The organism is Mesorhizobium sp. M0029 (assembly GCF_040323735.1).
Taxonomy (GTDB): domain Bacteria; phylum Pseudomonadota; class Alphaproteobacteria; order Rhizobiales; family Rhizobiaceae; genus Mesorhizobium.
Map to the genome: position 1 here is coordinate 39,812 of NZ_JAMYVF010000026.1, position 22,084 is coordinate 61,895.

Here is a 22,084-nt window from a genome sequence, read left to right on the forward strand (position 1 = left end):
CTTATGGCGAAGGCCAGCATTTTCCCAAATGCGCCGCAATGTGACGTCATTGCGCGTTGCACAATGCCTTTCTTATGGCTAGAGAATGTGCAGCAATTCGATATGCTTGGTTTTTGTGCATGCCTGAAGTGACAAAATTGGCTTCGCCGCTCGACATTGGCGGCGTGACGATCCGCAACCGCGTCTTCCTCGCGCCCATGTCGGGAATAACGGACGAGCCGTTCCGGCAGCGCGCCTACGCGCATGGCGCGGGCCTGGTCGTGTCGGAAATGGTGGCGAGCGGCGAGCTTGCCAAGGGCAGGGCCGGCTGCGACCTGCGCATCCGTCATTCCGGGCTGCCCGTCCATATGGTCCAGCTTGCCGGCCGCGAGGCCGAGCACATGGCCGAGGGCGCGCGCATCGCTGCGGGCGAGGGCGCCGACATCATCGACATCAATATGGGCTGCCCGGCCAAGAAGGTGACCGGCGGCTATGCCGGCTCGGCGCTGATGCGCGATCTCGACCACGCGCTGTCGCTGATCGAAGCGGTGATCGGCGCGGTCCAGGTGCCGGTCACGGTCAAGATGCGGCTCGGCTGGGACGACAATGCGCTCAATGCACCCGTCTTGGCGCGCCGCGCCGAAGAGGCCGGTGTTAAAATGGTGACCGTGCATGGGCGCACGCGCTGCCAGTTTTATCAAGGCAAGGCCGATTGGCGCGCCATCGCCCGCATCAAGGACGTCGTCTCGATCCCGGTCGTCGCCAATGGCGATGTGGGCTCGCCCGCGGAGGCCGCCGAAATCCTTGAACAGTCGGGCGCCGACGCGGTGATGATCGGCCGCGCGCATTATGGCGCGCCATGGACGGCGGGCCACATCGCGGCAACGGTTGCGGGCGACGCGCCCTCCGGCGTGCCGGAAAGCCCGCAAGCCATGGCGGACTACATCGTTTCCCACTACGAAGACATGCTGACGCTTTACGGCGTCGAAAGTGGCTTGCGCCAGGCGCGCAAGCATCTCGGCTGGTATCTCGACCGCCACTCTGCTGGCGTTTCCGTTGAGCGGCGGAAAGCCATCCTCACCTCTTTCGAACCCGCCCGCGTCATTGCCTTGCTGCATGAGGTGTTTTCCGGCGAAGCCACGCCCTTGCGGAGCGCCGCATGAACGCCACGGTCACACCGAGCTCCGACATGGCGGATGCCGCCAGTATCGTGCTGAACACCATCCGCCGTCCGGTCATCATGGTCGATCCGGACGGGTTCATCACCTACGCCAATGCCGATGCGGAAGACTTCTTCCGTTCAAGTGCCAACATGCTTGCCCGCAACACACTGTCCAAGCTGATCCCGTTCGGCAGCCCGTTGCTGCAGCTGGTCGATCAGGTGCGCGAGCGCCGTGCGCCGGTCAACGAATACCGTGTCGACGTGTCGTCGCCGCGTCTCGGCATCGAGAAGGTCGTCGATCTCTATGTCGCGCCCGTGCCGGAATTCCCAGGCTCGATCGTGGTGATGTTCCAGGAACGCTCGATGGCCGACAAGATCGACCGGCAGATGACACACAGGGGTGCCGCGCGTTCGGTCACCGGCCTTGCCGCCATGCTGGCGCATGAGATCAAGAACCCGCTGTCCGGCATTCGTGGCGCCGCACAGCTGCTCGAACTCTCGGCGTCCGACGAGGATCGCGCGCTGACCCGCCTCATCACTGACGAGACTGATCGCATAGTCTCCCTCGTCGACCGCATGGAGGTGTTTTCCGACGAGCGGCCGATTGACCGCTATCCCGTCAACATCCATGTCGTGCTGGACCATGTGAAGGCAATCGCGAAGAACGGTTTTGCCAAGAGAATCAGGATAATGGAGGACTATGATCCATCATTGCCTCCGGTTTTCGCCAACCGCGACCAACTGATCCAGGTGTTCCTCAACCTGGTCAAGAACGCCGCCGAGGCCATCGGCGGCGACCCACAGGGGGAGATCGTGCTGTCGACCGCGTTCAGGCCGGGCATCCGCGTGTCCGTTCCCGGAACCCAGGACCGCGTGTCGCTGCCGCTTGAATTCTGCGTGCGCGACAATGGTTCGGGCGTTTCGGAAGACATTCTGCCGATCCTGTTCGATCCGTTCATCACCACCAAGCCGAACGGGTCGGGGCTCGGCCTGGCGCTGGTGGCGAAAATCGTCGGCGAGCATGGCGGCATCATCGAATGCGATTCGACGCCGCGCGGCACCACCTTCCGAATCCTGATGCCGGCCTGGAAAGAAACACCCATCGACACTGCCGATGATGAAGGCGAAGGAGACCGCAAATGACGGTTCGCGGCAATATTCTCGTCGCCGACGACGATGCGGCCATCCGCACCGTGCTCAATCAGGCGCTGTCGCGCGTCGGCCATGAGGTGCGCGTGACCTCCAACGCCTCGACGCTGTGGCGCTGGGTGGCGGCGGGCGAGGGCGATCTGGTGATCACCGACGTTGTCATGCCGGACGAGAACGCCTTCGACATGCTGCCGCGCATCAAGAAGGCGCGCCCCGAGCTGCCGGTCATAGTGATGAGCGCGCAAAACACTTTCATGACGGCGATTCGTGCTTCCGAAACAGGTGCTTACGAGTATCTGCCGAAGCCGTTCGACCTGACCGAACTGCTCAACATCGTCAACCGGGCGCTGTCAGAGCCGCGCCGACCGAAGATCGATACGCGACCGGAAGAACAGCCTGACGCGATGCCGCTGGTCGGCCGGTCGGCCGCCATGCAGGACATCTACCGCATGCTGGCGCGCATGATGCAGACCGACCTGACGGTGATGATCTCGGGCGAGTCCGGCACCGGCAAGGAATTGGTGGCGCGCGCGTTGCACGAATATGGCCGTCGCCGCGGCGGTCCGTTCGTCGCCATCAACATGGCGGCGATCCCGCGCGATTTGATCGAATCGGAGCTGTTCGGCCACGAGAAGGGCGCCTTCACCGGCGCACAGAACCGCTCGACCGGCCGCTTCGAGCAGGCCGAGGGCGGCACGCTGTTCCTCGACGAGATCGGCGACATGCCGATGGAGGCGCAGACGCGGCTGCTGCGCGTGCTGCAGCAGGGCGAATACACCACGGTCGGCGGGCGCACCCCGATCAAGACCGATGTGCGCATCGTCGCCGCCACCAACAAGGATCTGCGCACGCTGATCAACCAGGGGCTTTTCCGCGAGGATCTGTTCTATCGACTGAATGTCGTGCCGCTTCGGCTGCCGGGTTTGCGTGAGAGATCGGAAGACATTCCCGATCTGGTGCGGCATTTCTTCAAGATCGGCGCCAGCGAAGGCTTGCAGACCAAGCGCATTTCGACCGGCGGCATCGAATTGATGAAGCGCTATCCGTGGCCGGGAAACGTGCGCGAGCTGGAAAACCTGGTGCGCCGGCTTGCGGCGCTCTATTCGCAGGACGAAATATCAGCCGAGATCATCGAGGCCGAACTGAAGACAGGCGAAAGGCCGGTCGTTCCCGGCGGCGGCAATTTGATCCCGGACGATCTGTCCATCGGCCAGGCGGTGGAGCACTTCCTGCAGCGCTATTTCGCCTCTTTTGCCGGTGATTTGCCGCCGGCAGGTCTCTATCAACGCATCTTGTCCGAGGTCGAATATCCGCTGGTCCTTGCCTCGATGACGGCAACCCGCGGCAACCAGATCAAGGCCGCCGAACTGCTGGGCCTCAACCGCAACACGTTGCGCAAGAAGATTCGCGAGCTGGGTGTCAACGTCTACAAGTCGTCGAGATCATGAGCGCCTGCTGCCCGAAGTGACGCGAGGTCATCCCCTTTTCAGGGGATCGGCGGCCGAAAGATTTCCGTCACGGCCACACTTGTTGCATAATCGCCACAATGCGTTGCATACATCCAACGCAATCACTGGCTCTTAGACGGCGACATGGCTTCGCAAGCTCTGACATCAAACGAACCGCTTTTCAGCAGACCCGGCCAGAGGGATGGACGGCGGCTGCTTGCGTTGCCTGGCGTTGTGGCAATTGCCGGCGCGCTGGTTACGGCGGCAATCTCGTTTGCGATTCTTGTCGGCGCCACGCCGATCACGCCAGACGCAAACACAACGCTGACGCTGATTGCGGCCAATGCCTTATTTGTGCTGGCGCTGATTGCCCTCGTCGGCCGAGAGGTGCATCGCATCACCATGGCGCGCCGGCACGGCAAGGCGGCTTCGCGGCTGCATGTGCGCATCGTGACGATGTTTGCGCTGGTCGCGGCCATCCCCGCCATCATGGTGGCCATCATCGCCTCGATCACGCTCGATATCGGCCTCGACCGCTGGTTCGAAATCCGCACCAAGGCAATCGTCAATTCTTCGCTGTCGATCGCGGACGCCTATGTGCAGGAAAACGCTCGTAATCTTCAGGGCACGACGCTGTCGATGGCCTACGATCTCGATGCGTCGCGCACGCTTTACGGCCTCGATCGAACCGGCTTTCTCGACCTGATGAACAAGGAAGCCGTCGGCAGAAGCCTGGTGCATGCGGCGCTGGTCAGGGAAGACGGCTCCTTTGTCGTGAGTGCCCAGACCGATGCGGACTTCGCCATGCCGGCACCGCCTGAGGGTGCGGTGGCAAGTGCGGCCGACGGCAAGCCGGTGCTGATCGAGCCGAAGACGCGCAACATCATGGGCGCCATCATCAAGCTGCGGGAGATCGAAGGCCTCTACCTCTACACCAATCGCCTGGTCGACCCCGAAGTGATCAAGGCGAGGGCGATCGTCCAGTCCAACACCGCCGAATATCGCGGCCTGGAAGACAACAGGCGGACGTCGCAGGTGGCGTTCGCGCTGCCCTATCTGTCACTGACGCTGATCATCATCCTGTCGGCCATCTGGACCGGCATAGCGGTGGCCGACCGTCTGGTGCGGCCCATCCGTCAGCTCATCGGCGCGGCTGACGAGGTTGCGACCGGCAATCTCGATGTCGCCGTGCCGGTACGGCCTTCCGACGGCGATGTCGCCTCGCTTGGCGACACGTTCAACAAGATGCTGCTGGAGCTTAAATCGCAGCGCAACGAGATCCTGTCGGCCAAGGATTTGATCGACGAACGGCGTCGTTTCTCGGAAGCGGTGCTGGCCGGCGTCACCGCCGGCGTCATCGGCGTCGATCCCTACGGCATCGTCTCCATCGTCAACAAATCGGCCGAAACGATGCTGGCCATATCGGCCACGGCGGCGCTGGGGCAGAACCTGTCCGCCGTGCTGCCGCATGTCGGCCGTGTCTTCGAGATCGGCCGCAAATCCGGCAAGCCGGTCTATCGCGAGCAGGTCACCTTCTATCGCACCGGCGCCGAGCGTACCTTCAACGTGCAGATCACCATCGAGGCCGGCGACGATGGCGAGGAGGAGAAATCCTACGTCGTGACGGTCGACGACATCACCGATCTGGTCCAGGCACAGCGCTCGTCTGCCTGGGCGGATGTGGCGCGGCGTATCGCACATGAAATCAAGAACCCGCTGACGCCGATCCAGCTCTCGGCCGAGCGCATCAAGCGACGCTTCGGCAAGGTCATCACCGAGGACCGCGAGATTTTCGACCAGTGCACCGACACGATCATCCGGCAGGTCGAGGATATCGGCCGCATGGTCGACGAGTTCTCGGCTTTCGCCCGCATGCCCAAGCCCGAGATGAAAGCCATCGATCTGCGTGAATCGCTGCGCGAGGCGTCGTTCCTGGTCGAAGTCAGCCGCGCCGACATTGCTTTCGAACGCGTGTTCGGCAACGAACCGCTCAAGGGCACGTTCGATAGCCGATTGATGGCGCAGGCTTTCGGCAACGTCATCAAGAACGCGGCCGAGGCGATTGACGGGCTGGAACAAAAGGACGGTTCGCACGGCATAATCCGGATTCAAGCTGCCCGGCAGAATGGCGCGATCAGAATCGACGTCATCGACAATGGCAAAGGCTTGCCGCGCGAGAACCGCCAAAGGCTGCTCGAGCCCTATATGACGACGCGCGAGAAGGGCACCGGGCTCGGTCTCGCCATCGTCAAGAAGATCGTGGAGGACCATGGCGGGCGGCTCGAATTGCACGATGCGCCCGCGGATTTCCACGGTGGACGCGGCGCGATGATCTCGATCATCCTGCCGCCAGCTGCCGCAACCGCGCCGCCACGCGGTCAAGGCGAAACGGAACACGAACGAGAAACTGAAAAGGTCGGTAATGGCGTCTGATATTCTCATCGTCGATGACGAGGAAGACATCCGTGAACTCGTCGCGGGCATATTGAGCGACGAAGGGCATGAAACCCGCACGGCATTCGATGCCGACAGCGCGCTCGCGGCAATCGCCGACCGGGCGCCGCGGCTGATTTTCCTCGACATCTGGTTGCAGGGCTCGCGCCTCGACGGGCTGGCGCTGCTCGACGAGATCAAGACGATGCATCCGAGCCTGCCGGTGGTGATGATCTCCGGCCACGGCAATATCGAGACAGCGGTGTCGGCCATCCGCCGCGGCGCCTATGATTTCATCGAGAAGCCGTTCAAGGCCGACAGGCTGATCCTGATCGCCGAGCGGGCGCTCGAAACCTCGAAATTGCGGCGCGAGGTGTCCGACCTCAAGCAGCGCAGCGGCGAAACCTTCGACCTGATCGGCATGTCGTCGGCGATGAGCCAGCTGCGCCAGACCATCGAGCGCGTGGCGCCGACCAACAGCCGCGTCATGATCATCGGTCCGTCCGGCTCGGGCAAGGAGCTCGCCGCGCGCGCCATCCACACGCTGTCGACGCGCAAGGGCGCGCCGTTCGTGACGCTGAGCGCGGCCAACATCACGCCCGAGCGTATGGAGATCGAGCTGTTCGGCACCGAATCGAACGGCACCGAGCGCAAGGTCGGCGCGCTTGAAGAGGCGCACCGCGGCATTCTCTACATCGACGAAGTGGCCGACATGCCGCGCGAGACGCAGAACAAGATTTTGCGCGTGCTGGTCGAACAGCAGTTCGAGCGCGTCGGCGGCACCAAGCGGGTCAAGGTCGACGTCCGCATCATCTCCTCGACCTCGCAGAACCTGGAGGCGATGATCGCCGACGGCCGTTTTCGCGAAGACCTCTATCACCGCCTGGCGGTGGTTCCGGTCATGGTGCCGGGCCTGGCCGAGCGGCGAGAGGACATTCCCTATCTCGTCGACAATTTCATGAAGCAGATCGCTCGCCAGGCCGGCATCAAGCCGCGCCGCATCGGCGACGATGCGCTTGCCGTGCTGCAGGCGCACAACTGGCCGGGCAATGTCCGCCAGCTGCGCAACAATGTCGAACGGCTGATGATCCTGGCGCGTGGCGACGATATCGATGCGCCGATCACCGCCGACCTGTTGCCGTCGGAGATCGGCGATGTCATGCCGCGCACGCCGAACCAGTCCGACCAGCACATCATGGCGCTGCCGCTGCGCGAGGCGCGCGAACAGTTCGAGAAGGACTATCTGATCGCCCAGATCAACCGTTTCGGCGGCAACATTTCGAAGACGGCGGAATTCATCGGCATGGAGCGCTCGGCGCTGCACCGGAAACTGAAGTCGCTGGGGGTCTGATCCCCATTGTTGTTGGTCGAGCGGGCCGCGCCCGTGCAATTGCCGGTTACGGCAGCGGCGGAATCGCCTAGAAATAGCGGGACTGTTCTGAGGGATCACCCATGCCGCGCATTGCCTATGTGAACGGGCGCTATGTCGCCCATGCCGACGCTGCCGTGCATATCGAGGATCGCGGCTATCAGTTCGCCGACGGCGTCTACGAGGTCTGCGAGGTGGCGCAGGGCTTTGTCGTCGACATGCCGCGCCATCTTGCCCGGCTGAACCGCTCGCTTAGCGAATTGTCGATCAACTGGCCGGTCACCAAGGGCGTGCTGCCGCTTCTCCTGCGCGAAATCGTCCGGCGCAACCACGTCGTCAACGGCCTAGTCTATGTCCAGGTTACGCGCGGTGTTGCCAGCCGCGACTTCGTTTTTCCGGCCGATACACCGTCATCGCTGGTGATTACGGCCAGAAAGGCCGACCCGGCGGCGGCCGCCAAGCGAGCCGAGGCGGGCATCAAGGTCATCACCGTGCCGGAAAACCGTTGGGACCGGGTCGACATCAAGAGCACCGGCCTGCTGCCCAACGTGCTGGCCAAGCAGAAGGCCAAGGAGGCCGGCGCCCAGGAAGCCTGGTTCGTCGACACCGATGGCAACGTCAAGGAGGGCGGCTCGTCCAACGCCTGGATCGTTACAAGGGACGGCGTTCTGGTCACCCGGCCGGCGGAGCATGGCATCCTGCGCGGCATCACCCGCACGACCATGTTCGAAGTGGCGGCAAAGCTCGGGTTGACGATCGAGGAGCGCGGGTTTTCAGTCACTGAAGCCAAGGCGGCGCGAGAAGCTTTCATCAGTTCGGCAACGACAATCGCCATGCCGGTCGTGGCAATCGACGGTGCCGCGGTCGCCAATGGGCACCCCGGTTCGATAACACTTTCATTGCGGCAAGCCTTTTTTGACGTTGCGGAAAAAAGTCCAGCCTGATAACCGCACAGACGGACTGCACATCAATATATCTCGTTCTGCTTGTCGTTACTGACGGCAAGGGGGTGTTTGCAAGCTTGACATGTGCCCGCTAATTTGGCGCATTAGCCTGCAAACCGAAGGGGATCGGCGAAAGACAAGAACAATGGCGGAACGATCGCAAAACCTTCAGGACCTGTTCCTGAATTCTGTTCGCAAGAGCAAAAATCCACTCACCATCTTTCTCATCAACGGCGTCAAGCTGACCGGCGTGGTCACTTCCTTCGACAATTTTTGTGTTCTGCTGCGCCGTGACGGCCACTCCCAGCTCGTCTACAAGCATGCCATTTCCACGATCATGCCGAGCCAGCCGGTTCAGATGTTCGATGGCGAGGAAAGCCAGGGCGCCTGATTGGCACGTGAAAAAGACGCGGACCGCGGCGTCCGCGGGAAACCAGCACATAATTCCGGGACGGAAGCCACAGGTCCGACCCGGGCGGTTGTCATTGTGCCGGTGCTTACCCGGCATCAGCGCAACGATGACGAAACGAACCGTCCACGGCTGACGCGTTCGGCGGATGCGCGCCACGACGAAGCGGTCGGCCTTGCCCGCGCCATCAACCTGGATCTGATCCACACGGCGGTGGTCACCGTCAACGATCCACGCCCGGCAACCTTGCTCGGCAGCGGCAAGGTCGCGGAATTCGCCGAGATCGTCAAAGAGGGTCACGCGGAGGTGGTCATCGTCGACCATCCGCTGACGCCGGTGCAGCAGCGCAATCTCGAAAAAGAAATGAATGCCAAGGTGCTCGACCGCACCGGATTGATCCTGGAGATTTTTGGCGAGCGCGCGCGGACCAAGGAGGGCACGCTGCAGGTCGAACTTGCCCATCTCAACTACCAGAAGGGCCGCCTGGTGCGGAGCTGGACCCACCTTGAACGCCAGCGCGGCGGAGCCGGCTTCCTCGGCGGCCCCGGCGAAACCCAGATCGAATCGGACCGGCGGCAGCTGCAGGAAAAAATCATCAAGCTCAAGCATGAGCTGGAAACGGTGCGCCGCACCCGCGACCTGCACCGGGCCAAGCGCAAGAAGGTGCCGTTCCCGGTGGTGGCGATCGTCGGCTACACCAATGCCGGCAAGTCGACGCTGTTCAACCGGCTGACCGGGGCCGACGTGCTGGCCGAAGACATGCTGTTTGCCACGCTCGACCCGACGCTGCGCCGCGTGCGCCTGCCGCACGGCACGCCGATCATCCTGTCGGACACAGTCGGCTTCATTTCGGACCTGCCGACGCATCTGGTCGCCGCCTTCCGCGCCACGCTGGAAGAGGTCGTCGAGGCCGATCTGGTCATCCACCTGCGCGATATTTCGGATCCGGATACCGCAGCGCAAGCCGAGGACGTCGAGCGCATTCTCGCCGATCTCGGCGTCGATGCCGGCGATGCCAAGCGCGTCGTCGAAGTGTGGAACAAGGTCGACCTGCTCGACGACGGCAACCGCGAGCGTCTGCTTGCCGACGGCACTGACGCCAACAAGGCGCCGCCGATCGCCATCTCGGCCGTCACCGGCGAAGGCATCGATGCGCTGAAGGCGCTGATCGAGACCAGGATGTCGGGCGAACTCGAGGAATTGACGGTGACGATCGAACCGGCGCAGTTCGGCCTTGTCGACTGGCTCTACCGCAATGGCGACGTCGTTTCGCGGGTAGACAATGAGGATGGCAGCGCAACCATTGCACTCAAGGCCACGCACAGCGCGCGGCATGAGATCGAAAGCCGATTGCACCGCAAAAACAGGCAGTAAGCCTGATTATTTCGCGCTCTTGGCCTGCTGCCAGAGCGCTTCCATTTCGTCCAGCGTGGCTTTTTCGAGCGTGCTTCCCGACGCATCGATCGCGCGCTCGACATAGTGGAAGCGCGAGCGGAACTTTTCGTTGGTGCCGCTGAGCGCCGCTTCCGAATCGAGCTTGAGGTGACGCCCCAGATTGACGACGGCAAACAGCATGTCGCCGAATTCGTCCTTGATCTCAGCGGTTTCGCCCTTGGCCAGCGCCTCGCGCAGTTCGCCGATCTCTTCCTCGATCTTGTCGAGGATGGGGGCTGCCTCGCTCCAGTCGAAACCGACACGTGCTGCCTTTTCCTGCAGCTTCAGCGCACGAGTCAAAGCGGGCAGGGCGACGGGCACGCTGTCCAGGAAACCCTTGCCATTGTCCTCGGGGTCGAGGCCGCGGGCGAGGCGCGCACTTCGCTTTTCGGCTTTTTCCTCAGCCTTGATCTTTTCCCACATGCCCTTTGCCATGCCGGCGCTGCGCGCCTTCTCGTCGCCGAAGACATGCGGATGGCGCCGGATCATCTTGGTGGTGATGGCCTCGACCACATCACCGAAGGCAAAATCGCCGGCTTCCTCAGCCATCTGCGCGTGGTAGACGACCTGCAGCAGGAGATCGCCTAATTCGTCGCGCAGATCGTCGAGATCGCCGCGCGCAATGGCGTCCGCCACCTCGTAGGCTTCCTCGATCGTATAGGGTGCGATGGTCGAGAAATCCTGCTCGATGTCCCAGGGACAGCCGGTCTTCGGCGCCCTGAGCGCCGCCATGATCTCGATCAGCCGGGAAATGTCGCGCGAAGGTTTCATGCGGCGAATGCTATCCCGCTGCCTGTCGTGCGGCCAACGCTGTCAGCTGGCGGCCTGACCTTGTCCACAGCTCAGCCGTATCAGCCGAGTACCGACACAACCGCCTTGGCGAGGTCATCCATGCCGTCCTCGGGCAGGCCGGCAACGTTGATGCGGCTGTCCCCGACCATGTAGATGCCATACTCGGCACGCAGCCGCTCGACTTGCGCCTCGGTCAGGCCAAGCCTGGAAAACATGCCGCGATGGCTGGCGATGAAGTCGAAGCGGTCGGAGTTGGACTGCCGGCGCAGCGCGTCGGCGAACTGGACGCGCATCCTCAGCATGCGCAGCCGCATCTCCTCCAGCTCCGCCTCCCAGTCGGCGCGAAGGCCATCATCTTCCAGCACCATGCGCACGGCGGCGGCGCCATGGTCCGGCGGCATCGAATACATGGCGCGCGCCGCCGCCAGCATCTGGCTCATCGCCACATCGGCTTGCGCACCATCCTTCGCCAGGATCATCGCCGCGCCGACGCGGTCGCGGTAGACGGCAAAGTTCTTCGAGCAGCTCGAGGCAACGACCATTTCAGGCACCTTGCCCGCGAGAAGGCGCAAGCCGGCCGCATCGGCGTCCAGGCCTTCGCCAAAGCCCTGATAGGCAATGTCGACAAAGGGCAACAGCCCGCGCTCGACGACAAGATCGGTGACGCTGGCCCATTGCGCGATATCGAGATTGGCGCCGGTCGGGTTATGGCAGCAGCCATGCAGCAGCACGATATCGCCGGGCTCGGCTGCGCCAAGCGTTGCCAGCATCTCGTCGAAGCGCACCGCGCCGGAAACGGCATCGAAATAGGGATAATCGCGCACCTTGAGGCCGGCCCCGCGCATCACCGGCGGGTGGTTCGGCCATGTCGGGTCCGACAGCCAGACGGTTGCGTCGGGGCGGGTCCGCTTCAACAGCTCCGCCACCAGCCGCAGCGCGCCGGAACCGCCAGGCGCTTGCGCGGCGCGGATGCGCGTCATGTCGGCAGCGGGGCCGAAGGCCAGCTTGACCATCGCCGTGTTGAAGCCGGTGTCGCCGGCAAGGCCGAGATAGGTCTTGGTGTCCTGGTCCTGCAGCAACCGCTTCTCGGCCTCGCGCAGGGCGCGCATGACCGGCGTCCTGCCGTCGCGGTCCTTGTAGACGCCGACGCCGAGATCGATCTTGCCGGGGCGCGGATCGGCGCGATAGAGGCCGATCAAGGCGATGATCTTGTCAGCCGGGGCAGGTTGCAGGGTCTCGAACATCAATACGGCTCCAATGGCGGCGGAGTAATACGCAAAGCGGCCGCGTTTCGCCAGTGCTTCCATCTGCGCCAGTCCGCTAGCGTACTGGACCGCTACGCCAAGCTTTGTCTGTACGGCAGGGGTCGGCGGCTATGGCGACGGGTTCATTCCAATCCGCCGGATAAGCACCCGTCCAATCACGGCGAGACCGGTGCCGGTCAGCAGGGAGAAACCGCCGAGCATGCCGGCCAGCCCGGCAAGGAACCAGCGTCCGGCGAAGCTGTCGACGGAGGCATTTTGCGGATTGGTTGGGTCGTAAGCGACAGGGACGCTGTCGCCATCACCCCAGAACGAGCTGTGGACGGCATTGTTGAAGCGGATAACGGTGCCGTCGGCGGTCGAGAACTCGATGCGGGGATTGTATTCGGCGGCGACAATCCTGCCTGTCGCCGAAGCGGTACGAGGGCCGTACATCTCGACGATGGCCAGCACGCCGGAAGCGATCAGTCCGACAATGCCAAAGATGATGAACACCCTGCCGACGATCGGCAACGCTGCAAAACCCGTTACACGACTACCATTGGCCATCTTTTGCTCCTGGGACAGACGGATAAGGCTAGACTTCATCCATAAAGCAAACATCTGCCGCACGGGAGATGGGTAAGTGCGCAGCGGACTTCTGATTGCATGATGCCTATTGTGGCGACGCAAAAAAGTTTTGGTGGCGATGGATTAAGATCCCCGCCTGTTTCGTAAACGGGGCATGAAACGGTCGATGCCACGCTTCGATATTGTCGGACAGCTGGGTTCGCTCAGGCGCTACGCACGCTCGCTGACGCGCGACGGCACGGACGCCGAGGATCTGGTGCACGATGCGCTGGTGCGCGCCTACGAGCGGCGCGACACATTCCGCTCGGGCGGCAATCTGCGGGCATGGTTGCTGTCGATCGTCCACAACGCTTTCATCGACAAGATGCGCTCGCGCCGGTCGGAAGCAGCGCGTGTCGAGCAGGCCGGCTATCTCACCGATGCCAGCACGCCGGCGCCTCAGGAACATTCCGTGCGCCTGGCGCAGGTGCGCGAGGCCTTTTTCAGTCTGCCGGAGGAGCAGCGTTCGGCGCTGCATCTGGTCGCCATCGAGGGCCTTTCCTACCAGCAGGCCGCCGACGCCAGCGGGGTGCCGCTGGGCACGCTGATGTCGCGCATCGGCAGGGCGCGCGCAGCACTGCGCGAGATGGAAAACGCTGCACCTTCGCCGGCCAAAAGCCATCTGAGGATCGTGGGAGACCCGTCATGACCGACCTGTTGCGGGACCCGGTGACCGATACCGATCTCGATTCTTATGTCGACGACCAGCTGGATGTCGCGCGCCGCATTGAGGTCGAGGCGTTCCTGTCGGCTCGTCCGGAGGCAGCGGCCCGGGTGATGTCCGATTTGAGGACGCGCGACGAGCTGCGTCTGGCGCTGGCCGCATCCACAGGAATGGCGCGGCCCGCGACGACTGAAGTCGCGCGCCGGCTGGGCAGGGGGCTGGCCAGTCGCCGCGTCTTCGCCGTGCTGCAGCGGGCGGCGGCGGTCGCCATCTTTGTCGCTGCCGGCTGGCTGGCGAACGGCCTCTTCGGGCCGCTGCTGGTGACCAAGGTTGTGGCTTCGCCGCCGCCGCCCGCCTATGTCGAAGAAGCGATCCGGGCGCACAAGACGACGCTCATGCGCGAGGCGATGCCCTCGCAGTTGGAGGCGCCCAACTACAATGGCGACGAAATCCGCGCCGCCACCGCAATCGTCATGCCATCGCTGCCCAAGGACTGGAAGGTTCGCGACGTGCAGATCTATCCGTCGCGCTTCGGGCCGAGCGTCGAAGTGGCGCTGGAGACGAAGGATATGGGGCTGGTCTCGCTGTTTGCGATCCGGCCTGGAACCTTCGACGTCGTCAAGCCTGCCATCGCGCCATCGGGCGACATCTCCTCTGCCTATTTCCAGATCGGCGAGGTCGCGTACGCGGTCGTCGCGCGCAGCGATGTCCACGACCTCGACCGCGCCGCCGAGACGCTTGCCAAGACACTTTACTGATCAAGACGCTTTACTGAGACCACATAAGGAGAACCCGCATGAATACCCCTGACCTCGGATACCGCATGGGCACTGGCGCGCGCGCCGGCGCCGTCTATGACGAGGGCCTGCGCAGCCACATGCTGCGCGTCTATAACTATATGGGCATTGGCCTCGTCGTCACCGGCATCGTCGCCATGGTGGTCGCTTCGACGCCGGCCCTCTACGTGCCGATCTTTTCCAGCCCGCTGAAATGGGTGGTGATGCTGGCGCCGCTCGCCTTCGTGTTGCTGTTCTCGTTCAAGATGCAGACGATGTCGGCGGCGAGCGCCCAGTTGATGTTCTGGGCCTTCTGCGCGGTGATGGGCCTGTCGCTGGCTTCGGTGTTCCTGGTCTTCACAGGCACCAGCATCGCGCGCACCTTCTTCATCACCGCTACCATGTTCGGCGCCACCAGCCTCTACGGCTACACGACCAAGCGCGACCTGACCCAGTTCTCGTCCTTCCTGATCATGGGCCTGATCGGTGTGGTGATCGCCAGCGTCGTCAACATCTTCCTTGGCTCGACCGCGCTGCAGTTCGCCATCTCGGTGATCGGCATTGCCGTCTTTGTCGGCCTGACCGCCTGGGACACGCAGACGATCAAGGAACAGTATGCGGAGAATTTCGACGCGGAATCGCAGCAGAAGCTTGCCGTTTTCGGCGCGCTGTCACTGTACCTGAACTTCGTCAACATCTTCCAGCTGTTGCTGAATTTCACCGGCGAGCGCGAATAGTCGAACCGTAGCAAGGCATCAATCTCGATCTCGCAGTGGCCGGAGGAGAATCTCCGGCCACTGTCGTTTTGGCGTGGAGACATCGCTCCTCTATCAGCGCGATGTCGCTGCGCCCTTGAGTCCATGCGGGCTTTTGCTAACCTGCCGCTCGCACGCAGCTTTCCGCGAGAACGCATGGAACAAGTGACGCTTCACGGCGACGGCATCTCGGCAACCATTGTCGGGCAGGGGGCCGAGCTCATCTCCTTGCGCAATGCCGAGGGTCTGGAGTTTTTGTGGCAGGCCGGGCCGGAATGGCGGCGGCATTCGCCGGTGCTGTTTCCGATCGTCGGCCGGCTGGCGGGCGACCAGCTCCGCCATCGGGGCCAGGTCTATGCCCTGACGCAGCACGGATTTGCCCGCGACAAGCCATTTGTGTGGGCTGACGCGAGCCCCCGATCCTGCACGCTGGTGTTGACCGACGATGCCGATACACGCACGCGCTATCCGTTCGCCTTTCGCCTTGCCATCACCTATACGCTCGAGCGTCGGGAACTTGGTGTGAGCTTCGAGATTGCCAACACCGGCGACGAGACGCTGCCAGCCTCCATCGGTGCACATCCGGCTTTCAATTGGCCATTGCAGCCGGGGCTCGCCAAGACCGACTACCACCTGACCTTTGCCCAGGACGAGCCGGCGCCGATCCGCCGGCTGAAGGATGGCCTGGTGCTGGCTGCACCGCGGCCGACGCCCATCGAAGGCAAAACGCTGGCGCTTTCCGAACAGCTGTTCGAGGCAGACGCCGTGATCCTCGACCGGCCGGCCAGCACCAGCGTGCGCTATGCCACCGCGAACGGTGCGGCGATCGAGATGTCGTGGCAGGGTTTTAAGGAATTGGGCATCTGGTCGAAGCCGGGCGGCGCTCCGTTCCTGTGCATTGAACCCTGGCACGGGCTTGCCAGCCCCGTGGATTTCGAAGGCGAGTTCGCGGACAAGCCGGGCGTGATGCTGATCGCGCCCGGTGAAAAGCGCGTGCTGAGCTATCAGGTACGGCTCGACCATGCGCCGCTGTGACCGATGAACCAGAGACAGGCGCGATGAAACTTGGCTTCATCGGCACGGGTGCCCTTACAGCGGCCATTGTCAGCGGGCTCAAATCCGTCGCGGATAACTCCGTCTCCGTGCTGCTGTCGCCGCGCAATGAAGAGATCGCCGCGGAGCTGGCAGCCCGTTATCCGGATGTGCGTATCGCTGATGACAATCAGGCGGTTCTCGATCAATGCGACCTAGTCATGCTGGCTGTCCGGCCGCAAATTGCGCATGACGTCCTGCCGGGTTTGCGGTTTCGGCGCGAGCATCACCTCATCAGCTTGATCGCCACGCTGCCGCGCGAGGAGATTGCCGGCTTGACCGCACCAGCGCACCAGGTGACGAAAGCGCTGCCCATGCCGATGATTGCCCACCGGCTGGGGGCAACGATCATCTGCCCGCCGGATGCCACTGTCGCTGCCTTGTTCGGCAATCTGGGGAAAGCGATCGAGGTCGAGAACTCAGCCGAATTCAACGCGTTGAGCGTGGCCACCGCAACCTATGCCAGCTACTTCAGATATCTCGATACGATCAACAGCTGGCTCAAGAGGAATGGCGTGGAGGAAGGGAAGGGGCGCGATTACATCGCCTCGCTTTTCAAAGCCTTGGGAAGCGCTCCTGATATGTCGCCGGATGCCGACTTCATGAATCTGGCGCAGGACTATGCGACGCGCGGCGGCATCAACGAACAGGTTCTTCGCGAACTGACGGCGCAAAACGTGTTCGAGGCGCTCACCGAGAGCCTGGACGGCGTACACCGGCGCATCGTCGGCGATACGCCTTGATGGGCGGTACCTTGAAATTCCCTGATGATCAGGAGTATGGCTCCAACGGATGTTCCGGACCGTTTCGGGAGGGTCGTCGGGTGCCTGGATGCTTGAAATTGGGCTTTGTGGCAGCGGCGCTGGCTGTGCTGATTGTCTTTCCGGTCGCTGCCGCCGACATCGACCGCGCCGCCAGCCTCTACCGCGCGCAATCGGTGACCAGCGGCACTGGCGAGGAGAACCGGGCGTGGGGCCTGGCGCCGTGCCTTGAAGAGGTGCTGGTCAAGGTTTCCGGCGACCCGCGGCTGATCGGCGACCCGCGTGTTGCGGACATGAGCCGGCACGCGGCCGACTATGTCACTGGTGTCGGCTACCGCGACCTGCTCAACAACCGCCCACCGCATTACGAGCAGGGCACCCACGACCGGCCGCATTACATCACCGCCGATTTCGACCCGGACAAGATCGATGCCTTGCTGGCGTCGCTCGGGCGCAAACCGTGGGCGGTGCCGCGGCCAAAAATCGTCGCACTGCTGGATGTAAGGCCGATGAAAGGCGACGGCTTCACGCTGGTGCGCGATGGCGGCGGCGAGCTTGCGGCGGATATGCGCGTTGCGCTGGCGGACGCGGCGCACCGGACCGGCTTGCCGCTGGAGTTGCCTCGGCCGTCCGACGTCGCGCTCGCCGACGTGGCCAACACGCTGGATGGCGATGCCCTGCTTGCCGGCACTTTGGCATGGCGCCAGGAAGCGCTGGGTTGGGTCGGCGACTGGCGGCTCAGCTTCAAGGATAAGGACTATCGCTGGCAGGTACGTGGCGTCAGTTTCGACGATGCGTTCCGCAACGCCACGCGCGGAACGCTGCAGATCCTGTCGGGCAATGGAGAGCCGGAAGCCGTCACGCCCTGACTTCAAGGGAACCTTCTTGCCGGAGCGCCGTAAACAAAGTGGCGGGCAAGCTTTGAGCAAGGAGGTAGAATTGCAACATCGCCGGATCGACGTTGACGGAAACAGCATCTTCTATCGCGAAGACGGCCCGCCTGATGCTCCCGTCCTCCTGCTGCCGCACGGCTATCCGTGCTCGTCCTATCAATTCCGAAGGTTGATGCCGGCACTTGCCGATCGCTGGCATACATTCGCGCCGGACTTTCCCGGCTTTGGCTACAGCGGCACGCCCGAAACGTCGGACTTTGGCTATGATTTCGATGCCTATGCCGGGTTTCTGACAGCTTTCGCCGATGCGCTCGGCACGTCGCGCTATGCGCTCTGGCTGCACGATTATGGCTCTCAGATCGGACTGCGCCACGCCATCGCACATCCCGAGCGCATCGCCGCACTCATTATCCAGAACGGTGACATCTACGAGGACGTTCTCGGGCCGAAATACGCCGCCATAAAAGCCTATTGGAATGAGAAGACGCCCGAAAAGCATCGGCCGTTGGAAGAGGCGGTAAGCGAGGAGGGCTTCCGGCACGAGTTTGTCGGAGAGGTGGATGACGCTGTAGCCGAGCGCGTGCCTCCCGATCTTTGGAAACTCCACTGGCCTTTGATGGACACGCCGATCCGCCGGCGGCTCGCGGTCAACCTGATGGAGAAGTTGGAGGCGAACCTCGGCTGGTTCCCCCGCTATCAGAGCTTTCTGCGCGAGCACCAACCTCCGACGCTCATCGTTTGGGGTCCCGAGGATGGTTACATGCCGGCGCAATCGGCGCATGCCTACCAGCGCGATTTGCCGGAAGCAGAACGTCATCTCATCGGCGGCGCCGGCCACTGGTTGCTCGAAACCCATTTCGATGAGGCGCTTCCGCTGGTGCGCGATTTTCTGGCGCGCGTCCACAGTCAGGAAGCGAAAGGGACGGGCAGGGCGGCCGGCCGGGCGTAGACCCCTCCGTTGCGGTCATCGGATCGATCTGCAACCATGGCGTCATGATGGAAAAGTCTGCCGCGCCCTGGCCTCTGCTGCAAATCGCGATCGAGCCGAAGTCGCGGGCGGATCAGGAGAAGCTAGCTACTGCCTTGTCGAAGCTGGCGGACGAGGATCCCTGGTTGCACGTCAAGCAGGATGCGGAATCGGGCCAGACGATCGTCGCCGGCAGGGACGAACTCCACCTCGACATAGTCATCGACCACCTGCGCCGCGAGTCTCGCATTGAGGTGAATGTCGGCGCGCCCAAGGTAGCGTATCGCGAGACGATCACCCGTAAGCACGAGCAGGACTACACGCACAAGAAGCAGTCCGGTGGTACGGGTCAGTTCGCCCGCGTCAAGATTGCGTTCGAGCCGAATGGCGGTAGCTGGGACTTCGTCTTCGGGTCCAAGGTCGCCGACGGTGCGCTTCCGAACGAATATGTTGCGGGCGTCGAAAAGGGGCTGCGGAACATTCTGTCTTCAGGCCCGTTTGCTGGCTTCCCGATGCTTGGCGTGAAGGCAACGCTGATCGACGGCGCGTATCACGATACTGATTCCTCGCCCCTGACTTTCGAGATCGCCGGCCGAGCCTGCTTCCGTGAAGCCGCTCCCAAGCTGGGCGTGCAGCTCTTCGAGCCGATCATGCAAGTCGAGGTGAACACGTCGGCGGCCTATGTCGACAAAATCATCGCCGAACTGCACAGCCGCCGGGGCCTGATCCGGAGTCGGGAAATCAGCGGCGTGGTCGTCGTTGTCAAAGCGACAATGCCGCTCGCGAACATGTTCATGCTGGAGGATGCGCTCCGGTCCTGTTCGAACGGACTGGCACGCCTGCGCGCCGACTATTCCGGATACGCTCCCGTACCACTGCCACCCGGCGGCGACCCACCGGCCGCCATGGCCATGGCCAGATGACGTCGCCAAAATTCTCCTCGCGGGCAGGGTTCCTTGTCGGCCTCGGCATCACGCCCGTCGCCTTTTTCCTGGCGCTCTATTCGGCCGGGGCCGGGCATGGCGACTATGTGCTGGCGCGACTTCTCTATCCGGTCCCCATGCTGGCAACGCTTTTGACCAACACAACGATCACCAGCCTTTCCATCGGATTGGCTGCGCTGCAGTTTCCTGCCTATGGGGCATTTGTTGCGGGCGCCGGCGGCTCCAGATGGCTGGCCCTTGGCGTCTTCCATCTTGTTGCAATCGCAGCAGCCTTCAGCGGCCTCCTGGAAAGCTTTTCGGGATGACGCTCCTGTTCGTTATCCCGGCGCGGGCCGGTCGAGCAGGAAGTCGAGGCCTTTGCGAAAGGCGCCATCCCTTGAGAAATGAAGACCACGCCAACTCATTTCGCCACTGCTTCGTCAACGTTCCTCCCGCCAAGCAATCAGAGCCGCCAGCCCGCATCTCAGTCAGCAGGGCGTATATTGGCACGCCCCTAATGGAAGCAGCAGCCACATATGAAAGTCGCATAAGATAGATTATGGAACTTGTGCATTAGACTGAAGCTGGAAATTGCTGCGATTTTCACGGGTTTGGCATGATCGACGCGTGTTGCCTTGAGCCGATGGCCAACGCTACGCTGTGTCGATGACGACAGCAACGCGTGACATCGAAGCGGCGATCGAAGTGTTCGTGCACGGCTTCAGTACCGATAAGAGCCGTTCCTTTCCCTACGAGGCCAGCCGCGTCGGACCCTTGTGGCTGATGCGCGATGCCGAGCGCAAGAATGCACGCGACTACCGTGGCGAAGAATGGATCGTCCATGACGTCGCCGCCGAGGAAGCCGATGCCATCGTGCGGCAGCATGCGCGGCCAAGCTTTGCCGTTTCGGTCGTGATCGCGAATGACGGCCCGGACGAACCAACGCGAACGGCCTACAAGGCGCTCGGCTACCGGCTGCTGCGGACGGAAGGCTTTTTCGTCCAGTCGCTGCGCCAAATTCCAGACCCGCCAGCAATCGTCTCTATCGAACGCGTGAGGACGGCTGAACGCGCTGCACAACTGGGAAAGGTCATACGCAGGCGGCCACTTCCAGACGATCAACTCGGCGACGATGCGCCGTTTCGCCAGTATGTGGCGCTCGATGGCGACGCCATCGTCGGGCGTGTGCGCAGCATAGACGCCGTCGGCGCCACATGGTGCTCGGCAATGTTTGTCGAGCCTTCGCACCGGCGTCGAGGCATCGGCCAGGCGCTGATGGCCAAGATGCTGCATGACGACAAAGCGCATGGGTCGCGGTGCTCGATGCTGTTGGCGACGCGTGCCGGAGCGCTGCTTTATCCCCTCATGGGCTATGAGCGGATTGGAACGCTGCTGATCTTCGCGCCGAAGAACCGAACGTCCTTATAAAGATCTGCTCGTATCATGCTGTCTCATAAAGGAATTTCGATCACCATGCCGTCATAGGCCGGAGTGACGTTGGCCGGCACCTCGGCCTTCACCGTGGCATAGTCGAGCGGCACATGCATATGCGTCAGCACGGCCTGTTTCGGCGCCAGTTTTTCAATCCAGCCAAGCGCCTGACCGAGCGACAGATGACTGGGATGGGTATGGTACTGCAAGGCATCGATGACCAGCATTTCCAGGCCGCGCAGCCGCTCGGCGGTGGCATCCGGGAAGTCGCTTATATCGGGGCAGTAGGCCAGCCCGCCGATGCGGAAGCCGAGCGAAATGATGTCGCCATGGATCTGCGGCAGCGGCTCGAGGGTGAGGGTACCGCCCTCGCCTTCAATCGTCACCGCCCTTGCGTGATCGATGATGTGCGGCCTGACGATCGGCGGATAGGAACTGCCAAACGGCGTCTCGAAGCAATAGCCGAACGCTTCGCGCAGCCTGAGCATGGTCGGCTGGTCGGCATGGACATCGATCAAATGGCGATGCTCCAGCACGTAGCCGCGTAGATCGTCGATGCCGTGGATGTGGTCGGCGTGCGGATGCGTATAGACGACGGCGTCGATGCGCCGGACGGCCGCCATCAGCATCTGCTCACGGAAATCAGGCCCGGTGTCGATGACGACCGTGGTTCTGGCGCCGTTGGCTGCTATCCGCTCGACGAGCGCGGCTGAGCGTGTACGCCGGTTTTTCGGATTGGCCGGGTCGCAATTGCCCCAATCGCCGGTGATGCGCGGCGTGCCAGGTGACGAGCCGCAGCCGAGGATGGTGAGGCGCAGCCGGTCGCTCATGC

At 62.9% G+C, this 22,084-nt stretch carries 21 protein-coding genes and 1 pseudogene; 18 read left to right on the forward strand and 4 right to left on the reverse strand.

The annotated features are described in order from the left end of the window. The first annotated feature begins 119 nt into the window (after positions 1-119). From dusB to hflX, 8 genes are all read left to right on the forward strand, one after another. A complete protein-coding gene (dusB, locus tag NKJ76_RS29100) occupies positions 120-1,142 on the forward strand; it encodes a tRNA dihydrouridine synthase DusB (RefSeq protein ID WP_352538968.1) in 1,023 nt (340 codons plus the stop codon). Further along, a complete protein-coding gene (locus NKJ76_RS29105; protein ID WP_023668926.1) occupies positions 1,139-2,284 on the forward strand; it encodes a two-component system sensor histidine kinase NtrB in 1,146 nt (381 codons plus the stop codon). The genes dusB and NKJ76_RS29105 overlap by 4 nt, the downstream gene beginning before the upstream one ends. Further along, positions 2,281-3,738 (forward strand): nitrogen regulation protein NR(I), encoded by a 1,458-nt coding sequence (ntrC, locus tag NKJ76_RS29110; RefSeq protein WP_023691281.1) that lies wholly within the window; start codon positions 2,281-2,283, stop codon positions 3,736-3,738. Before NKJ76_RS29105 ends, ntrC begins: the two co-directional genes overlap by 4 nt. Before the next feature lie 144 nt (positions 3,739-3,882). After that, the gene (locus tag NKJ76_RS29115; protein WP_023688460.1) at positions 3,883-6,171 is read left to right on the forward strand and encodes a sensor histidine kinase NtrY-like; all 2,289 of its coding nucleotides are present in this window, start codon (positions 3,883-3,885) and stop codon (positions 6,169-6,171) included. Then, complete coding sequence (ntrX, locus tag NKJ76_RS29120; RefSeq protein WP_023668929.1) at positions 6,161-7,522, forward strand: nitrogen assimilation response regulator NtrX; 1,362 nt, start codon at positions 6,161-6,163, stop codon at positions 7,520-7,522. The genes NKJ76_RS29115 and ntrX overlap by 11 nt, the downstream gene beginning before the upstream one ends. 101 nt (positions 7,523-7,623) lie before the next feature. Continuing rightward, complete coding sequence (locus NKJ76_RS29125; RefSeq protein ID WP_352538969.1) at positions 7,624-8,484, forward strand: D-amino-acid transaminase; 861 nt, start codon at positions 7,624-7,626, stop codon at positions 8,482-8,484. Positions 8,485-8,629: 145 nt separating this feature from the next. Beyond that, positions 8,630-8,875, forward strand: a complete 246-nt coding sequence (hfq, locus tag NKJ76_RS29130; RefSeq protein ID WP_006202172.1) for an RNA chaperone Hfq — start codon at positions 8,630-8,632, stop codon at positions 8,873-8,875. Further along, complete coding sequence (gene hflX / locus NKJ76_RS29135) at positions 8,876-10,267, forward strand: GTPase HflX (protein WP_023738873.1); 1,392 nt, start codon at positions 8,876-8,878, stop codon at positions 10,265-10,267. It begins immediately after the preceding gene. A gap of 6 nt (positions 10,268-10,273) precedes the next feature. Here hflX and mazG read toward each other — a convergent pair whose 3' ends face one another. The 3 genes from mazG to NKJ76_RS29150 all read right to left on the reverse strand — a co-directional run bounded on the left by mazG (position 10,274) and on the right by NKJ76_RS29150 (position 12,930). Next, positions 10,274-11,098, reverse strand: coding sequence for a nucleoside triphosphate pyrophosphohydrolase (gene mazG / locus NKJ76_RS29140; RefSeq protein ID WP_023805230.1), 825 nt, complete (start codon positions 11,096-11,098; stop codon positions 10,274-10,276). A gap of 80 nt (positions 11,099-11,178) precedes the next feature. Further along, entirely contained in the window at positions 11,179-12,363 is a 1,185-nt protein-coding gene (locus NKJ76_RS29145; protein WP_023805229.1) for an amino acid aminotransferase, read from the reverse strand. Positions 12,364-12,492: 129 nt separating this feature from the next. Then, positions 12,493-12,930, reverse strand: a complete 438-nt coding sequence (locus NKJ76_RS29150; RefSeq protein ID WP_352538970.1) for a DUF3592 domain-containing protein — start codon at positions 12,928-12,930, stop codon at positions 12,493-12,495. Positions 12,931-13,105: 175 nt separating this feature from the next. Between NKJ76_RS29150 and NKJ76_RS29155 the strand changes: the two genes are divergently transcribed. The 10 genes and pseudogenes from NKJ76_RS29155 to NKJ76_RS29200 all read left to right on the forward strand — a co-directional run bounded on the left by NKJ76_RS29155 (position 13,106) and on the right by NKJ76_RS29200 (position 21,249). Next, a complete protein-coding gene (locus tag NKJ76_RS29155) occupies positions 13,106-13,639 on the forward strand; it encodes a sigma-70 family RNA polymerase sigma factor (RefSeq protein ID WP_023688465.1) in 534 nt (177 codons plus the stop codon). Next, positions 13,636-14,412 (forward strand): anti-sigma factor family protein, encoded by a 777-nt coding sequence (locus NKJ76_RS29160; RefSeq protein WP_023805228.1) that lies wholly within the window; start codon positions 13,636-13,638, stop codon positions 14,410-14,412. Before NKJ76_RS29155 ends, NKJ76_RS29160 begins: the two co-directional genes overlap by 4 nt. 38 nt (positions 14,413-14,450) lie before the next feature. Further along, the gene (locus NKJ76_RS29165) at positions 14,451-15,167 is read left to right on the forward strand and encodes a Bax inhibitor-1/YccA family protein (RefSeq protein ID WP_023710521.1); all 717 of its coding nucleotides are present in this window, start codon (positions 14,451-14,453) and stop codon (positions 15,165-15,167) included. Positions 15,168-15,341: 174 nt separating this feature from the next. Next, a complete protein-coding gene (locus tag NKJ76_RS29170) occupies positions 15,342-16,220 on the forward strand; it encodes an aldose 1-epimerase family protein (RefSeq protein WP_352538971.1) in 879 nt (292 codons plus the stop codon). A gap of 23 nt (positions 16,221-16,243) precedes the next feature. Next, positions 16,244-17,020 (forward strand): pyrroline-5-carboxylate reductase, encoded by a 777-nt coding sequence (locus NKJ76_RS29175; protein ID WP_023730628.1) that lies wholly within the window; start codon positions 16,244-16,246, stop codon positions 17,018-17,020. 107 nt (positions 17,021-17,127) lie between these two features. Beyond that, complete coding sequence (locus NKJ76_RS29180; protein ID WP_352538978.1) at positions 17,128-17,907, forward strand: DUF8605 domain-containing protein; 780 nt, start codon at positions 17,128-17,130, stop codon at positions 17,905-17,907. A gap of 52 nt (positions 17,908-17,959) precedes the next feature. Next, positions 17,960-18,880: an alpha/beta fold hydrolase gene (locus NKJ76_RS29185; RefSeq protein WP_352538979.1), complete on the forward strand. Its 921-nt coding sequence runs from the start codon at positions 17,960-17,962 to the stop codon at positions 18,878-18,880. Positions 18,881-18,921: 41 nt separating this feature from the next. Further along, positions 18,922-19,821: pseudogene (locus tag NKJ76_RS29190) on the forward strand (translation factor GTPase family protein); the annotation flags it as partial. After that, positions 19,818-20,147 (forward strand): hypothetical protein, encoded by a 330-nt coding sequence (locus NKJ76_RS29195; protein ID WP_352538972.1) that lies wholly within the window; start codon positions 19,818-19,820, stop codon positions 20,145-20,147. The pseudogene NKJ76_RS29190 and the gene NKJ76_RS29195, both read left to right, overlap by 4 nt. A 340-nt stretch (positions 20,148-20,487) precedes the next feature. After that, a complete protein-coding gene (locus NKJ76_RS29200; protein WP_352538973.1) occupies positions 20,488-21,249 on the forward strand; it encodes a GNAT family N-acetyltransferase in 762 nt (253 codons plus the stop codon). Between the two features lie 23 nt (positions 21,250-21,272). Here the strand turns inward: NKJ76_RS29200 and NKJ76_RS29205 are convergent, their stop codons facing one another. Next, the gene (locus NKJ76_RS29205) at positions 21,273-22,082 is read right to left on the reverse strand and encodes an MBL fold metallo-hydrolase (RefSeq protein ID WP_352538974.1); all 810 of its coding nucleotides are present in this window, start codon (positions 22,080-22,082) and stop codon (positions 21,273-21,275) included. Between the last annotated feature and the right edge of the window lie 2 nt (positions 22,083-22,084).

Excerpts from the sequence above, each read along its gene's own strand:
- dusB (WP_352538968.1), top strand. The coding sequence starts at position 120 with ATGCCTGAAGTGACAAAATTGGCTTCGCCGCTCGACATTGGCGGCGTG.
- NKJ76_RS29105 (WP_023668926.1), top strand. The coding sequence starts at position 1,139 with ATGAACGCCACGGTCACACCGAGCTCCGACATGGCGGATGCCGCCAGT.
- ntrC (WP_023691281.1), top strand. The coding sequence starts at position 2,281 with ATGACGGTTCGCGGCAATATTCTCGTCGCCGACGACGATGCGGCCATC.
- NKJ76_RS29115 (WP_023688460.1), top strand. The coding sequence starts at position 3,883 with ATGGCTTCGCAAGCTCTGACATCAAACGAACCGCTTTTCAGCAGACCC.
- ntrX (WP_023668929.1), top strand. The coding sequence starts at position 6,161 with ATGGCGTCTGATATTCTCATCGTCGATGACGAGGAAGACATCCGTGAA.
- NKJ76_RS29125 (WP_352538969.1), top strand. The coding sequence starts at position 7,624 with ATGCCGCGCATTGCCTATGTGAACGGGCGCTATGTCGCCCATGCCGAC.
- hfq (WP_006202172.1), top strand. The coding sequence starts at position 8,630 with ATGGCGGAACGATCGCAAAACCTTCAGGACCTGTTCCTGAATTCTGTT.
- mazG (WP_023805230.1), bottom strand. The coding sequence starts at position 11,098 with ATGAAACCTTCGCGCGACATTTCCCGGCTGATCGAGATCATGGCGGCG.
- NKJ76_RS29145 (WP_023805229.1), bottom strand. The coding sequence starts at position 12,363 with ATGTTCGAGACCCTGCAACCTGCCCCGGCTGACAAGATCATCGCCTTG.
- NKJ76_RS29150 (WP_352538970.1), bottom strand. The coding sequence starts at position 12,930 with ATGGCCAATGGTAGTCGTGTAACGGGTTTTGCAGCGTTGCCGATCGTC.
- NKJ76_RS29155 (WP_023688465.1), top strand. The coding sequence starts at position 13,106 with ATGAAACGGTCGATGCCACGCTTCGATATTGTCGGACAGCTGGGTTCG.
- NKJ76_RS29160 (WP_023805228.1), top strand. The coding sequence starts at position 13,636 with ATGACCGACCTGTTGCGGGACCCGGTGACCGATACCGATCTCGATTCT.
- NKJ76_RS29165 (WP_023710521.1), top strand. The coding sequence starts at position 14,451 with ATGAATACCCCTGACCTCGGATACCGCATGGGCACTGGCGCGCGCGCC.
- NKJ76_RS29170 (WP_352538971.1), top strand. The coding sequence starts at position 15,342 with ATGGAACAAGTGACGCTTCACGGCGACGGCATCTCGGCAACCATTGTC.
- NKJ76_RS29175 (WP_023730628.1), top strand. The coding sequence starts at position 16,244 with ATGAAACTTGGCTTCATCGGCACGGGTGCCCTTACAGCGGCCATTGTC.
- NKJ76_RS29195 (WP_352538972.1), top strand. The coding sequence starts at position 19,818 with ATGACGTCGCCAAAATTCTCCTCGCGGGCAGGGTTCCTTGTCGGCCTC.
- NKJ76_RS29200 (WP_352538973.1), top strand. The coding sequence starts at position 20,488 with ATGACGACAGCAACGCGTGACATCGAAGCGGCGATCGAAGTGTTCGTG.
- NKJ76_RS29205 (WP_352538974.1), bottom strand. The coding sequence starts at position 22,082 with ATGAGCGACCGGCTGCGCCTCACCATCCTCGGCTGCGGCTCGTCACCT.